Here is a 12,565-nt window from a genome sequence, read left to right as displayed (position 1 = left end):
ACATCGTCGACGACCCGATCTGCCGCGCGCTCATGGACAAGATGATGAGCGAGCGCCCCGAGTTGTGGGCCGAGGACATCGGGGAAGAAGCATGAGTGCCCCCACCTCGGAGGTCGCCGGCACCGAGCCGGTCGTCGACCCCGACTACCCGGTGACGCCGGTCCCCCGGCACGCCCGCAAGTCGTTCGCCTCCCTGGCGATCGTGCTGCTCGGCTTCACCGTCTTCACCCCGACGATGATCGCCGGCGCCCAGCTCGGCGCGGCCTTCGCCCTCGGCGACCTGCTCCGCGTCATCCTGCTCGGCTCGCTGGTCCTCGGCACGTACGTCGCCCTGCTCGGCTGGATCGGCGCCAACACCGGCCTGACCACCGTCGTCATGGCCCGCTACGTCCTCGGCAACCGCGGCAGCAAGCTCGGCTCGATCCTCCTCGGCGGCACCCAGATCGGCTGGTACGGCGTCGTCATCGGCACCATCGGCGACCTCACCGCCCAGGCCTTCGAGTGGGACTCGAGCGCCGCCAAGGCCGCGGTCATGATCGCGACGAGCGTCCTCATGTGCCTCACCGCCTGCTACGGCTACCGCGGCATGTACTGGGTCTCGGCCATCTCCACCCCACTCATCCTGATCCTCGCCTTCTGGGTGCTCTTCCGCTCCCTCGACGAGGTCGGCGGCTGGTCCGGCCTCGCCGACGTCCAGCCGAACGCCACCATGACGACCGCCGTCGCCATCACCACCGTCGTCGGCACCTTCGTCTCCGCCGGCACCCAGGCCCCCAACTGGACCCGCTTCGCCCGCTCGGGCAACCAGGCCCTGCTCGCCTGCGTGATCGGCTTCCTGGTCGGCAACGGCCTGATGATCTTCTTCGGCGCCACCGGCGCGATGACCTTCGGCCAGGGCGACTTCGTCCTCGTGCTCTACGACCTCGGCCTGGTCACCTGGGGCCTGGTGCTGCTCTTCGGCAACCTGTGGAAGTCGAACGCCGACACGGCGTACGCCTTCGGGGTGGCGGGCGCCGAGCTCTTCGAGAAGCCCAAGAAGACGCCCTTCGTCATCTACGGCTCGATCATCGGCACGGTGCTCGCACTGGTCGGCGTACAGAACCACCTGGTGGACTACCTGGTCCTCCTCGGCGTCTTCATCCCGCCGCTCGGCGGCGTCATCATCGGCGACTACTACGCCCGCTGGCGCCGTGGCGGCATGCCCGAGGGCGAGCGCCTGCCCGCTCTCAACATCCCGAACCTCGCGGTCTACGCGTTCGCCAGCGGCGTCGCCTGGATCGCGAAGGAGGCCGAGTTCGGCGTGCCTCCTGTCATCGGCGTCGTACTGGCCGCACTGGGCTCGTACGCCGTCGGCCGCGCCGGACTCAACCGCCGGCTCTCCTGACGGAGCCGCCGGCACCCACTCGGCCCCGGGCCCGCGCATCCTCCGCGCTGGCTCGGGGCCGAGTCGCGTCCGAGGCCGCCGCGAAGTGCGCCGGTTGCTGGTGCGAAGTGCGGGAATTGCTCGTGCGAGAGCGGATCTCGGTGCAGCAACCGGCGTACTTCGGACCAGCAACCGGCTGACTTCGTGCCAGGGGCAGGGTCAGGCGAAGGTGCGCTCGACGAGCGAGGTGAAGAAGCCGAGCCCGTCGAGCCCACTCCCGGTGAGCTCCTCGACCGCGTGCTCCGGGTGCGGCATCAGACCCACCACGTTGCCCCGCGCGTTGCTCACCCCGGCGATGTCGTTGAGCGAGCCGTTGGGGTTGACCTCGAGGTAGCGGGCGACGACCTGGCCCTCGCCCTCGATCCGCTCCAGGGTGGCGGCGTCGGCGACGAAGCCGCCCTCGCCGTTCTTGAGCACGATCCGGATCTCCTGGCCCTGGGCGTAGGCGGAGGTCCAGGGCGTCGAGCTGTTCTCGATGCGCAGCAGCTGGTCGCGGCAGACGAACTTGCGGTGGTCGTTGCGGATCAGGGCACCGGGCAGGAGGTGCGACTCGCAGAGGATCTGGAAGCCGTTGCAGATGCCCAGGACGGGCATGCCGGCGTTCGCGGCCTCGACGACCTTGTCCATCACCGGGGCGAACCGGGAGATGGCGCCGCAGCGCAGGTAGTCGCCGTACGAGAAGCCGCCGGGGAGGACGATCGCGTCCACGCCCTTGAGGTCGGCGTCGCCGTGCCAGAGGGCGACGGCCTCGTTCCCCCCGATCCGTACGGCGCGCTGGGCGTCGACGTCGTCGAGGGAGCCGGGGAAGGTGACGACTCCGACCTTCACTGCTCCACGCTCACGGTGTAGTTCTCGATCACCGGGTTGGAGAGCAGGGTCTCGGCCATCTTCTCGACCTCGGCGAGCACCGCGTCGGTGACCTCGCCCTCGAGCTCGATCTCGAAGCGCTTGCCCTGACGGACGTCGGTGACCCCGGTGAAGCCCAGCCGGGGCAGTGCGCCCTGGACGGCCTTCCCCTGGGGGTCGAGGATCTCGGGCTTCGGCATGACAGCTACGACGACTCGGGCCACGGCCCGCAGTCTAGTGGGCCGCGGGCACCCCACCGATTCGAGGTGGTCCCTCGATCCCCACCGGGGCAGACTGGACTCATGAGCACCCCCACACCCGGCGGTCCGGCCCGTTCCCTGCTGACGCTCGACTTCCCCCAGTCCCTCGCGGTGTACGACGACTACGCCACCGCGCAGCGCACCGTCGACTTCCTCTCCGACCAGGACTTCCCGGTGCAGAACTGCATGATCGTCGGCACCGACCTCAAGCAGGTCGAGCGGATCACCGGTCGGCTCACCTACGGCCGGGTCGCCGCGGGCGGCGCGATGAGCGGGCTGTGGTTCGGCCTGTTCGTCGGGATCCTGCTCAGCTTCTTCGGTACCGGCAGCACGCTCGCGATCATCCTGTCCACCGGACTCATGGGCGTCGCCTTCGGACTGGTCTTCGCGCTGGCCGGCTACGCGCTCACCCGCGGGCAGCGCGACTTCTCGTCGGTCAGCTCGGTGGTCGCGACCCGGTACGAGGTGCTGGTCGAGCACAAGGTGGCCGGTCAGGCGCGCGAGCTGCTGGCCCAGCTGCCGGGCGCGCTGCCCAACCCGTTCGCCTGAGCCGGACCCGCCTGAGCCCGACGCGCCTCAGCCGAGGTTCACGATGTCGGAGCAGAGCTGGTGCTGCACCATCCAGGCCTCGTTGCCGTGGGCGACGGTCGTCGTACCGTCGCGCCGATCGAGCCCCAGCGCCGGCGGGTACGGCGGCGCGATCACGCCGAGGCAGTAGGTCACCTCGCGCGGCTTCTCCGGGAGCGTGACCGGTCCGTCGCCGAGGTCCGCGCCGAAGGGGTGCGCCCGTACGAAGGGCTCCGGGACGGTCAGGTCGCGGCGCAGCTCCTCGCCGGCGGCGAGCCGGGTCACCTCGACCCGGGGCGCCTGGGCCCAGCCGACGCCCTCGGCGTCCGGCCACGGGAACACCCGCTGGGAGAGCAGGACGCCGTCGCCGCGCCCGGTGACATAGGCCTGCTCGGGGCTGCCGACGACCAGGAGCTCGTCAGAGCCGTCGTTGCGCAGCGTCGCGCGCACCCGCACCCCGCCGCCGTCGGGCACCACTTCGACGTCGACGTCGAAGGTCGTCGGCGGTGCCGGCGCTCCCCCGGCCGGCTCGGGCGGCTCGGGTACGCCGGCGCTCGGCCCCGGCTCGGGATCGTCCTTGCGCCCGCCGTCGTCCCCGCACCCGGCCAGGCCCAGGACCAGCGCCAGCGCCAGGACCAGCCCTAGCCCCAGCCCGGCCGCCGCCGCGACCCCGACCGGCCGGCGGCCCCGGCCCCGACCCGGGGAGGCGTCAGTAGTGGTCACGGTGCGGCGCCCCCATCTCCTCGCGCAGCCCGTTCTCGGTCAGCTCGTAGGGATGGTCCGGGTCGATGATCTCGGGAGTGCCGGGGTCGCCGTCGTGGTCGATCGGCAGGCCGGCGGCCTCGCGCTCGCGGTTCGGCGTCCCCTGGTTGTCCGGGTCGTCACCGTGGTAGTCGCCGGGCGCCAGGGTGTCGTTGGCGTAGTCGTAGACGTGCGCGAACTCGTGGTAGAGCACCGCGATCGGCGGCCCGTCGACACCGCCCCCGCCGGTGCGCAGGTGGTCGAGCGCGACGTTGTAGTTGATGACGTAGTTGCCGTGCCCGTCGTGGCTGGCGGTGCTGTTGTCGGGATCCGCGGGGTTGCGGTACTCGCGGATGGTCAGCGTGTCCTTGTTGAAGCCGAGGAAGCCCGAGTCGTCGATGTTGTGGGCGAGGTTGTCGAGCATCCGCTGCCCGGCCGGGGACGACGCGAGCAGCTCGAGGTCGGCGCGCACGCGTGCCTGGAACTCCGGTGATCCCTCGACCCGGATCTCGCTCGGCACGTCCTTGAGCTCGACGGTGACCCGGTTCTCCCCGCCGCGTACGACGTCGCCCGCCTCGGCGTAGGTCCGGTCGGTGCCGGTGCCGGCGTGGACGGTGTCCGCACCCTTGCCCGTGTAGGTCGTGTCGTCCCCCGCGCCGCCGAAGATCGTGTCGTCGCCGGTGCCGCCCGAGAGCGTGTCACCGCCGGAGCCGCCGTCGAGACGGTCCTCGCCCGCCCCGCCCTCGAGGTAGTCCCAGCCCTCGCCGCCGCTGATCCGGTCGTCGCCGTCGAGCCCGTAGACGGTGTCGTCGCCGGTGCCGCCGGAGAGTCGGTCGTCGCCGGCCTGGCCGTCGACGTAGTCGCGACCGGATCCGCCGGAGATCCGGTCGTCGCCGGCGCCGCCCTCGACGTTGTCGTCGCCGGCGCCGCCGAGCACGGTGTCGCGGCCGCCGCCGGCCTGGATCCGGTCGTCGCCGTCGCTGCCGAGGATCGTGACGTCGACCCGGGTGCCCGGCGGGACGGTCACGGTGTCGTTGCCCTCGCCCACCCGGACGACGACGTGCTGGCCCGCGGGCACCCGGTAGGCCTGTCCGTTGATGGTCACGACCTGCTCACCGGTCGCGGGGTCGACGGTGATGGTGACGGTGTCGTCTCCCGCGCCGGTGTTGAAGATCGTGCGGTCGCCGACGGTGATCGCGCCGACGCCGTCGGCGTCGGGCGGGAGGTCGAACGGGTCGGCGCCGTGGGCGACGCCGTACCAGCGGGCGGAGAGGGCCTCCCACTTCGCGACGGTGTCGGCGATGGCGGCGCGGTCCTCATCGAGCGCGGTGTCGAGGGCGGTACGGATCTCGCCGGCCCGGTCGATCGCGTCGTTGACCGCCTTCTGCTCGGCCTCGTCGCGCGGGAGCCAGGTCATCTCGCCGCCCGGCCCGTAGTGCAGGGGCACCGTGACGATGCTCGCCCACTGCTCGTCGAGCCGGCCCTGCGCCACCCGGACCGAGCCCGCGGCGAGGGTCAGGTGCCGGGCGACGAGACCGGCGAGGTCGCCGCCGGCGTCGAGGTCGGTCACCAGGGCCCGGCGGTGCTCGTCGAACGAGTCGCGCGTCTCGCCCTCCCAGCCGGCGTCCAGCACCGACTGCGCGCCGGAGGTGACGTCGTCGCCGGCACCCCCGAGCGCCGTACCGACGGCGGCCCACTGGGTGGCCGCGCCGTCCAGCTCGTCGACCTGGTCGTGCAGATCGAAGATCCCGGCCGCCATCACGCCACCCGCGCCCGGGTCGACGTCGGCGGCGGGGTCGGCGCCGGCCCGGGCTCGGGCGACGGGGTGCGCTCGGGCGTGGGTACGGGCTTCTTCTCCTCCAGCCCGCGCGCCACCACCTCGTCGGTGGTCGCGAAGTCGAAGGCGCACAGGTAGACCGCGTCGACGTCCGCCTCGAGGACGGCGACCAGCCGGCCGATCCCGGTCGCGGCGGCATTGCTCGCCGCGACGTGGGCGGACAGCACGGAGCCGCCGGCAACGGTGTTGCCGGCGGCTCCGGACGGGACCTGGATCTCGGTCAGCGCGTCGGACCAGGCGTCGGCGACGTCCTGGGACGCGGTCAGGCAGGTGCTCGCCAGCTCGGCGAGACGGGTGGGGACCTCCACGAGCGGCCTCCTAGGGGGATGGGTCGGAGACCGACCCCTACCCGCCCACCTGCCTCACCTAACGCGAGCGCCGCGCGCCCGGGGTGTCCTAGGACAGCTCGCGCTTGAGGATCTTGCCGGTGGCGGTCATCGGCAGGCCCTCGACGATCTCGACGACGCGGGGGTACTTGTAGGCCGCCATCCGCTCCTTGCCCCACGCGACGATCTCGTCGGCGGCGGCCACCGCACCCGGCTTGAGGATGACGAACGCCTTGATCTCCTCGCCGTGGCTCTCGTGCGGGACGCCGATCACAGCGGCGAGCGAGACGGCCGGGTGGGTGAGGAGGACCTCCTCGATCTCGCGCGGGTAGACGTTGTAGCCACCGCGGATGATCATGTCCTTGGACCGGTCGACGATGTAGTACCAGCCGTCGGCGTCCTTCTTGCCGAGGTCACCGGAGCGGAACCAGCCCTCGGCGTCGATCGCCTCGGCCGTGGCGTCGGCCCGCTTGTAGTAGCCCTTCATGATGTTGTGGCCCTTGATGGCGATCTCGCCGATGCCGTCGGGGTCGGTGATCTCGGCCCAGCTGTCGGGGTCGATGAGCTTCATCTCGACGCCGGGGATCGGCGTACCGATGGAGCCGACGCGGACCGGCTCGCCCAGGCGCGAGAAGCTCGCGACCGGCGAGGTCTCGGAGAGGCCGTAGCCCTCGAGGATGGTGACGCCGAAGCGCTCCTCGAACTGGTGGTGCACCTCGACCGGCAGCGCGGCGCCACCGGCCACCGCGACGCGGAGGTTCTCGGCGAGCGTCTTGACGTCGACGGTGTCGTCGAGCGCGCCGAGCAGGCCCCAGTACATCGTGGGGACGCCGGCGAAGAAGGAGACCTTCTCCTTGAGCATCAGGCCCAGCGCGGGCGCCGCCTCGAAGCGCGGCAGCATCACGACGGTGCCACCGAAGGCGAAGGCGCCGTTCTGGATGACGGTCTGGCCGAACGAGTGGAACAGCGGCAGCACGCAGAGGTAGGTGTCCGGGTGGTCCGGGTCGGCGCCGAACAGGTCGGTGCCGGCGAGCGCGTTGTCGCGCATGTTGCGGTGCCGCAGCTCGGCGCCCTTGGGCTGGCCGGTGGTGCCCGAGGTGTAGAGGATGACGGCGGTGTCGTCGTCGTCGACGGCGACCGTGTCGAAGGTCGGCGCCTGGCCGGCCAGGCCCTGGCCGAGCGTCTCGGTGCCCTCGATCGGCGACGGCGCGGTCGGGTCGGCGGTGATCACGAAGAAGTGCTCGCAGCCGTCGGCGGCCTGGAAGCCGTCGTACGCCTCGGCGCCGATGGGCAGGTCCGGCGTGCCCTGGAAGGCGAAGTAGGCCTTCGCGTCGGAGTCACCGAGGTGGTAGGCGACCTCGCGGCCCTTGAGCAGCACGTTGAGCGGGACGACGGTCGCGCCGGCCTTGAGGATGCCGTAGTAGACGATCGTGAAGTACGGCAGGTTGGGGCAGCTCAGCGCCACCTTGTCACCGGGCTTGATCCCCCGCGAGACCAGCAGGTTGGCGACCTGGTTGGCCGCCCCGTTGACCTGGGGGTAGCTCAGGCGCGTGTCCCCGAAGACGATCGCGGTGCGGTCGGGGAACTTCTGGGCGCTGTTCTCGAGGAACTCGGCGAGGTTCGTCATGCGCACAAACTACTGGCCGGTCGTGAGCACGGTCACTGTGCGCAGGACCAGAGCCGCTCGTTCGCCCCTGTGCCCGGGACCAAGGAGTGATGAGTTCCGGCGGCCCCCGCCGTCCTACGTCCGAGAGGACACCCGAACGACGGAGAGGCAGACGTGATGAGCGTGGAGATGCAGGGCAAGGTGCTCCCCATGAGCGAGATCGACGAGGCGGCGTTCACGCGGCTGGCGGAGCGGCACCGGCGCGAGCTGCACGTGCACTGCTACCGGATGCTCGGCTCGTTCCAGGACGCCGAGGACACCGTGCAGGAGACCTTCCTGCGGGCCTGGCGGCGGCGCGAGACCTACGAGGGACGCGCGACCTTCCGGGCCTGGCTCTACCGGATCGCGACCAACGCCTGCCTGGACCTGCTGGCCCAGCGCCGTCCCGAGCCCGCGTCGGGCGGCGAGGTGACCTGGCTGCAGCCCTACCCGGACCGGCTCCTCGACGAGCTCTCCGCGGACGACGCGGACGAGCCCGAGGCCGTCGCGCTCGCCCGCGAGACCGTCGAGCTGGCCTACCTGGCCGCCGTCCAGCACCTCGCGCCGCGGCCCCGGGCGGTGCTGATCCTGCGTGACGTGCTCGGCTGGCCGGCCAAGGACGTCGGCGCGTTCCTCGGCGACTCGGTCAACTCGGTCAACAGCGCCCTGCAGCGCGCCCGGGCCGGGCTGCGCGAGCACCTGCCCGCCGAGCGGCAGGACTGGTCGGGCGGCACGGGCGGGAAGGGCGGGACGGGCGGCACCAGCGCGGACGACGTACGGACGCGTGAGCTGGTCCGCCGCTACACCGACGCCAGCGTCGCCACCGACGTCGACACCCTGGCCGCGATGCTGCGCGACGACGTCCGCTGCTCGATGCCGCCCACCTCGGGCGTGCAGGTCGGCCGCGACGCGGTGGTGGCCGACTGGGTCTCGGGCGGGTTCGTCGGGATGACCGGGCTGCGCGGCATCCCCACGGGGGTGAACCGGCAGCCCGCCGTCGCCTTCTACCTGTGGCAGGAGGACGCGGGCGCCTACCTGCCGCTGACCATCGACGTCCTGCGGATCACGGGCGGGGCGATCACCGAGATCACCACCTTCGACCACGAGCAGTTCCCGCGGCTCGGGCTGCCCGCGCGGCTGGAGGCCGAGCCCGGCGACGCGTCATGAGCGGGCCGGCCGGGACCGGCGCCGTAGCGGTGGTCGCGGTGGTCGCGGCGGCGGCGCTCAGCACGTCGGCGGCCGCGCTCGCCCGCGCGGCCGGCGTCGGCCTCGAGGTCCCCGACGGCGGCGAGACGATCCCACTGGCCGGGATCGCGGCGGTGACGGCCGCCTGCTCGGCCGTCGGCGTCGCGCTCGCCGCGGCCCTGGGCCGGTGGAGCGCTCAGCCCACCCGGTGGTTCGTGCGGGTCACGGTCGCGCTGACCGCGATCTCGCTGGCACCGCCGTTCCTGGTGGACGCGAGCGCCGGCACCAGCCTCACCCTCGCGGGGCTGCACGTCCTCGCGGCGGCGGTGGTGATCCCCGCGCTGGCCCGGAGCCTCCGGCTCAGAAGCGCTCGCCGGTGAGCAGCTCGTAGGCCTCGAGGTAGCGCGAGCGGGTCCGCTCGACGACCTCGGGCGGCAGCGGCGGCGGGGCCTCACCGGACGACTTGACCCAGCCGCTCTCGGGCGAGAGGGCCCAGTTGCGCACGATCTGCTTGTCGTACGACGGCTGCGCGCGCCCGGGCTGCCACTCGTCGGCCGGCCAGTAGCGCGAGGAGTCGGGCGTGAGGACCTCGTCGGCGAGCACGATCGTGCCGTCGCCGCCGGGGGCGACGCCGAACTCGAACTTGGTGTCGGCGAGCAGGATGCCCTTGCTGCGGGCGATCTCCTCGGCGCGGCCGTAGACCCGGAGGGTCAGGTCGCGCAGGGCTGCGGCGGTGTCGGCGCCGACGGTGGCCACGACGGCGTCGTACGAGACGTTCTCGTCGTGGTCGCCGAGGTCGGCCTTGGTGGCGGGGGTGAAGATCGGCGTCTCCAGGCGGCTGCCGTCGTCGAGGCCGGCGGGCAGGGCGATGCCGCAGACCTCGCCGGTGGCGCGGTAGTCGAGCAGGCCGGAGCCGGTGAGGTAGCCGCGGGCGACGCACTCGACGGGGAACATGTCGAGGCGCTCGCAGATGACGGCGCGGCCGCGGACGGCCTCGGGGACGTCGGTGGAGATGACGTGGTTCGGGACGAGGTCGGCGAGCTGGTCGAACCACCACAGCGACATCCGGGTGAGGATCTCGCCCTTGTCGGGGATCGTCGTCTCGAGCACGAAGTCGAAGATCGAGAGCCGGTCGCTGGCGACCATGAGGAGCTTGCCGGTGTGCGGTCCCTCGGTCAGCTCGTAGAGGTCGCGCACCTTGCCGGAGTGCAGGTGGCGGGCGCCGGGCAGCTCAGGTGCGGGCGGGATGTTCGCGAGCGTCACGGACCACAGCCTATTGATCCGTCGCCGCGGGCCCGCCGCCGCGGTCCGGCATCGTTGCGCGCTCTCATGTTGTTTAACTACACTGACTTACCAGACATTGTGAGCGAGGGGGACCTCCATGACCCGAGAGCCGCGGCCGGACTTCCTGCTCGTCGGTGCGCCCAAGGCCGGCACGAGCGCGCTCCACCTCGCGCTCGCCGCGCACCCCGACGTCTTCGTGACCACCCCCAAGGAACCGAAGTTCTGGCTCTGCGAGGACGCCCCGCCGCCGCACTGGCGCGGGCCCGGCGACCGGCACTCGCAGCAGGAGTGGATCTGGCACCCCGACCGGTACGCCGACCTCTTCCGCCCCGCTCCCCCGGACGCGCTCCGGGGCGAGAGCACGCCCTTCTACCTCTGGCACCGCGGGGCCCAGCGCCGGATCGCCGAGGCGCTGCCCGGCGTGCGGATCGTCGCGGTGGTGCGCGACCCGATCGACCGCGCCTACAGCAATTGGATGCACCTGTGGTCCGACGGCCTCGAGCCGGAGGCGGACTTCGAGACCGCGTTCGCCCTCCAGGACGAGCGGGTCGCGGCCGGCCACGCGCCCTTCTGGCACTACCGCGACCTCGGCCTGTACGGCGAGCAGCTGCGCGACCTGCTCAAGCTGGTCGAGCCTGCGCGGGTGCTCGTCGTCCGCTACCGCGACATCGTCGACCACCCGGCCGCCACGATCGACCGGACCTGCCGCTTCCTCGGCATCCGCGAGGGCCAGGTGACGTCGATCCCCCGCGACAACTCGCGCCCGTACGTCGCCCCGGGCTGGCGTCCGCGCCTGCTCGGCCCGGTCGTGCGCGCCGGCGCCGCGGCCGGGCAGTTCGCGCCGCCCGAGGTCTGGCGGCGGGCGAGCGTGCCGCTGGTCGCGCGCCTGCAGGCCCGCGACGCCCACCGGCCCTCGCTGAGCCCGGCCCAGCGGGAGCGGCTGCTGCCCGCGTTCGCCGACGACATCGGGCTGCTCGGCGAGCTGACCGGCGAGGACTTCTCCGACTGGCTCTCGACCCGCGACCGCGGCTCGTTCGCGCAGCGGAGCGGCGCCGCCGGGCCGGGGCTCAGCGCACCAGCGTGACCAGGTCGTGGGCGCCGTCGGGGCGCGCGGCCTCGACGTAGAAGCGGGTCCGGCCGTCCGGCAACGGCACCGCGCTGGCATAGCGCCACGCCCCGTCGCCGTGGGGCGAGGTGATCGGCGGGCCGTCCACCGCGACGAGCCGGCGGCCGTCCCAGGTGGCCACGCCGGTGGTCTCGAACCAGTTGGACGCGGCGTCGGGGCGGCCGTCGTACAGGACGGTGAGGGAGTCACCCTCGGCCCGCGGCAGGACGGCGGTGACCCGGGCGCCGCGGGCGTCCCACTCCCCCGGGCGGCCGGCGAGCACCACGCCGCGGTCGGTCCAGGTCAGGCCGTCGGGGCTGGTGAGCCGGCGGGTGGTCATCCGGTCCTCGTGGCCGGGCTCGTCGAGGGGGTGGCAGCACAGCCACATCTCCCAGCCGTCCGGGCCGTGGGTGACGACGGGGTCCTTGACCGCGACCAGGTCGTCGCCGGGCAGCACCACCTGGCGCCGGCCGTGCGGCAGCTCCTCGGGCGTGGCGGCGGTGAGGCTGTCGACCCACCAGTGCTTCGAGCCGGGCGTCGCGCACGAGAGGTAGAGGCGCCAGCCCCCGCCCGGCACGGGCACGAGCACCGGGCGCTCGAACGACTCGCAGCCGAAGGCGTCGCGGTGCACCTCGGCGACCGGCGCGAACCGCTCGCCGTCGTCGGAGCGGGCGACCACGACCGTGACGCCGCGCCCCTCGCTCAGCGGGCGGCGCACCCGGTAGGTCAGCCAGTAGACGCCGTCGACGAGGACCGCGCTCGCCGCACCGGCCCAGTTGCCGGCCCCCGCGGCGGGAGCGGGGACGACGACCCGCGGGTCGTCGTACGTCGGGACGGTCACGGCACCGAGGCTCATGTCCGCGATCATACTTCACAAGATCGATCGACTTTGATGGGAGAGCGGGGGCGGCGACGAGCGCGCCGAGCACGAGTGGCAGCATGACGCCATGACGGAGCCCGCGCAGCCGCTCACCGACAGCACGTCCTTCGCCCCCGACCAGGTGGTCTGGGAGGACGAGATCTGGGTCCTCGCCCGCCACGACGCCGGCGACCGGCTCGGGCTGACCCTCCACCACCGCGACCCCGAGGCGTTCGGCCAGCTCTCCGACGAGCACGCCTCGCAGCTCGGCCGGATCGGCAACCGCCTGATCCGGATCATCGAGAACCTCCCCGACGCCGGCAAGGTCACCCTCGGCCGGACGACGGGCGAGTACGTCCAGCTCGCGTTCGAGGCCCCGGGCGTCGGCGCCGAGCGGCTCCACGACATCGCGGTCAAGCTCGCCAACTGGGGCGGGGACGCCCGCGCCTGATTCCGCTCCCGAGCGGCGCTCGGGGCACTAGAGTCC

At 72.7% G+C, this 12,565-nt stretch carries 14 protein-coding genes; 6 read left to right on the top strand and 8 right to left on the bottom strand.

Translation table 11 applies throughout. The features are described 5' to 3' along the window. The first annotated feature begins 91 nt into the window (after positions 1-91). Positions 92-1,384, top strand: coding sequence for a cytosine permease (gene codB, locus CCO04_RS04455; RefSeq protein ID WP_215812862.1), 1,293 nt, complete (start codon positions 92-94; stop codon positions 1,382-1,384). Positions 1,385-1,582: 198 nt separating this feature from the next. Here the strand turns inward: codB and purQ are convergent, their stop codons facing one another. Together purQ and purS are read right to left on the bottom strand one after the other, a co-directional pair. Then, on the bottom strand, positions 1,583-2,251 hold the full coding sequence (purQ, locus tag CCO04_RS04450) for a phosphoribosylformylglycinamidine synthase subunit PurQ (RefSeq protein WP_215812861.1): 669 nt from the start codon (positions 2,249-2,251) through the stop codon (positions 1,583-1,585). Beyond that, entirely contained in the window at positions 2,248-2,493 is a 246-nt protein-coding gene (purS, locus tag CCO04_RS04445) for a phosphoribosylformylglycinamidine synthase subunit PurS (protein WP_215812860.1), read from the bottom strand. Before purS ends, purQ begins: the two co-directional genes overlap by 4 nt. 78 nt (positions 2,494-2,571) lie before the next feature. Here purS and CCO04_RS04440 point away from each other — a divergent pair, with 78 nt between their 5' ends. Continuing rightward, positions 2,572-3,078 (top strand): general stress protein, encoded by a 507-nt coding sequence (locus CCO04_RS04440; protein ID WP_215812859.1) that lies wholly within the window; start codon positions 2,572-2,574, stop codon positions 3,076-3,078. 27 nt (positions 3,079-3,105) lie between these two features. Here the strand turns inward: CCO04_RS04440 and CCO04_RS04435 are convergent, their stop codons facing one another. The 4 genes from CCO04_RS04435 to CCO04_RS04420 form a co-directional block, all read right to left on the bottom strand. Then, positions 3,106-3,819 (bottom strand): hypothetical protein, encoded by a 714-nt coding sequence (locus CCO04_RS04435; protein ID WP_215812858.1) that lies wholly within the window; start codon positions 3,817-3,819, stop codon positions 3,106-3,108. Further along, entirely contained in the window at positions 3,806-5,596 is a 1,791-nt protein-coding gene (locus tag CCO04_RS04430) for a M91 family zinc metallopeptidase (protein WP_215812857.1), read from the bottom strand. Before CCO04_RS04430 ends, CCO04_RS04435 begins: the two co-directional genes overlap by 14 nt. Further along, on the bottom strand, positions 5,596-5,982 hold the full coding sequence (locus CCO04_RS04425) for a hypothetical protein (protein WP_215812856.1): 387 nt from the start codon (positions 5,980-5,982) through the stop codon (positions 5,596-5,598). The genes CCO04_RS04430 and CCO04_RS04425 overlap by 1 nt, the downstream gene beginning before the upstream one ends. An 88-nt stretch (positions 5,983-6,070) precedes the next feature. After that, positions 6,071-7,627 (bottom strand): long-chain fatty acid--CoA ligase, encoded by a 1,557-nt coding sequence (locus CCO04_RS04420; RefSeq protein WP_215812855.1) that lies wholly within the window; start codon positions 7,625-7,627, stop codon positions 6,071-6,073. Positions 7,628-7,783: 156 nt separating this feature from the next. On the opposite strand from CCO04_RS04420, the gene CCO04_RS04415 reads away from it, so the two are divergent. Next, positions 7,784-8,812, top strand: a complete 1,029-nt coding sequence (locus CCO04_RS04415) for an RNA polymerase subunit sigma-70 (protein ID WP_252372608.1) — start codon at positions 7,784-7,786, stop codon at positions 8,810-8,812. Continuing rightward, positions 8,809-9,210, top strand: a complete 402-nt coding sequence (locus CCO04_RS04410; RefSeq protein ID WP_215812854.1) for a DUF6069 family protein — start codon at positions 8,809-8,811, stop codon at positions 9,208-9,210. The genes CCO04_RS04415 and CCO04_RS04410 overlap by 4 nt, the downstream gene beginning before the upstream one ends. Here the strand turns inward: CCO04_RS04410 and CCO04_RS04405 are convergent. Continuing rightward, entirely contained in the window at positions 9,191-10,093 is a 903-nt protein-coding gene (locus CCO04_RS04405) for a phosphoribosylaminoimidazolesuccinocarboxamide synthase (protein ID WP_215812853.1), read from the bottom strand. The genes CCO04_RS04410 and CCO04_RS04405 overlap by 20 nt on opposite strands. A 118-nt stretch (positions 10,094-10,211) precedes the next feature. Here CCO04_RS04405 and CCO04_RS04400 point away from each other — a divergent pair, with 118 nt between their 5' ends. Further along, entirely contained in the window at positions 10,212-11,198 is a 987-nt protein-coding gene (locus tag CCO04_RS04400) for a sulfotransferase (protein ID WP_215812852.1), read from the top strand. Here the strand turns inward: CCO04_RS04400 and CCO04_RS04395 are convergent. After that, positions 11,182-12,075 carry a hypothetical protein gene (locus CCO04_RS04395; RefSeq protein ID WP_215812851.1) on the bottom strand — a complete coding sequence of 298 codons (894 nt, stop codon included), beginning with the start codon at positions 12,073-12,075 and terminating at the stop codon, positions 11,182-11,184. The genes CCO04_RS04400 and CCO04_RS04395 overlap by 17 nt on opposite strands. A 91-nt stretch (positions 12,076-12,166) precedes the next feature. On the opposite strand from CCO04_RS04395, the gene CCO04_RS04390 reads away from it, so the two are divergent. Next, on the top strand, positions 12,167-12,529 hold the full coding sequence (locus tag CCO04_RS04390; RefSeq protein ID WP_215812850.1) for a hypothetical protein: 363 nt from the start codon (positions 12,167-12,169) through the stop codon (positions 12,527-12,529). The last annotated feature ends 36 nt before the right edge of the window (positions 12,530-12,565 follow it).

Origin of the sequence: Pimelobacter sp. 30-1, from assembly GCF_018831735.1 — a bacterium.
In the GTDB taxonomy this organism is placed as follows: Bacteria; Actinomycetota; Actinomycetes; order Propionibacteriales; family Nocardioidaceae; genus Nocardioides.
This window is presented reverse-complemented; position numbering and strand designations above follow the sequence as displayed.

What these genes read in the sequence shown, in the direction of transcription:
- codB (WP_215812862.1), top strand. Translation starts at nt 92, where the DNA reads ATGAGTGCCCCCACCTCGGAGGTCGCCGGCACCGAGCCGGTCGTCGAC.
- CCO04_RS04440 (WP_215812859.1), top strand. Translation starts at nt 2,572, where the DNA reads ATGAGCACCCCCACACCCGGCGGTCCGGCCCGTTCCCTGCTGACGCTC.
- CCO04_RS04430 (WP_215812857.1), bottom strand. Translation starts at nt 5,596, where the DNA reads ATGGCGGCCGGGATCTTCGATCTGCACGACCAGGTCGACGAGCTGGAC.
- CCO04_RS04420 (WP_215812855.1), bottom strand. Translation starts at nt 7,627, where the DNA reads ATGACGAACCTCGCCGAGTTCCTCGAGAACAGCGCCCAGAAGTTCCCC.
- CCO04_RS04415 (WP_252372608.1), top strand. Translation starts at nt 7,784, where the DNA reads ATGAGCGTGGAGATGCAGGGCAAGGTGCTCCCCATGAGCGAGATCGAC.
- CCO04_RS04410 (WP_215812854.1), top strand. Translation starts at nt 8,809, where the DNA reads ATGAGCGGGCCGGCCGGGACCGGCGCCGTAGCGGTGGTCGCGGTGGTC.
- CCO04_RS04400 (WP_215812852.1), top strand. Translation starts at nt 10,212, where the DNA reads ATGACCCGAGAGCCGCGGCCGGACTTCCTGCTCGTCGGTGCGCCCAAG.
- CCO04_RS04395 (WP_215812851.1), bottom strand. Translation starts at nt 12,075, where the DNA reads ATGAGCCTCGGTGCCGTGACCGTCCCGACGTACGACGACCCGCGGGTC.
- CCO04_RS04390 (WP_215812850.1), top strand. Translation starts at nt 12,167, where the DNA reads ATGACGGAGCCCGCGCAGCCGCTCACCGACAGCACGTCCTTCGCCCCC.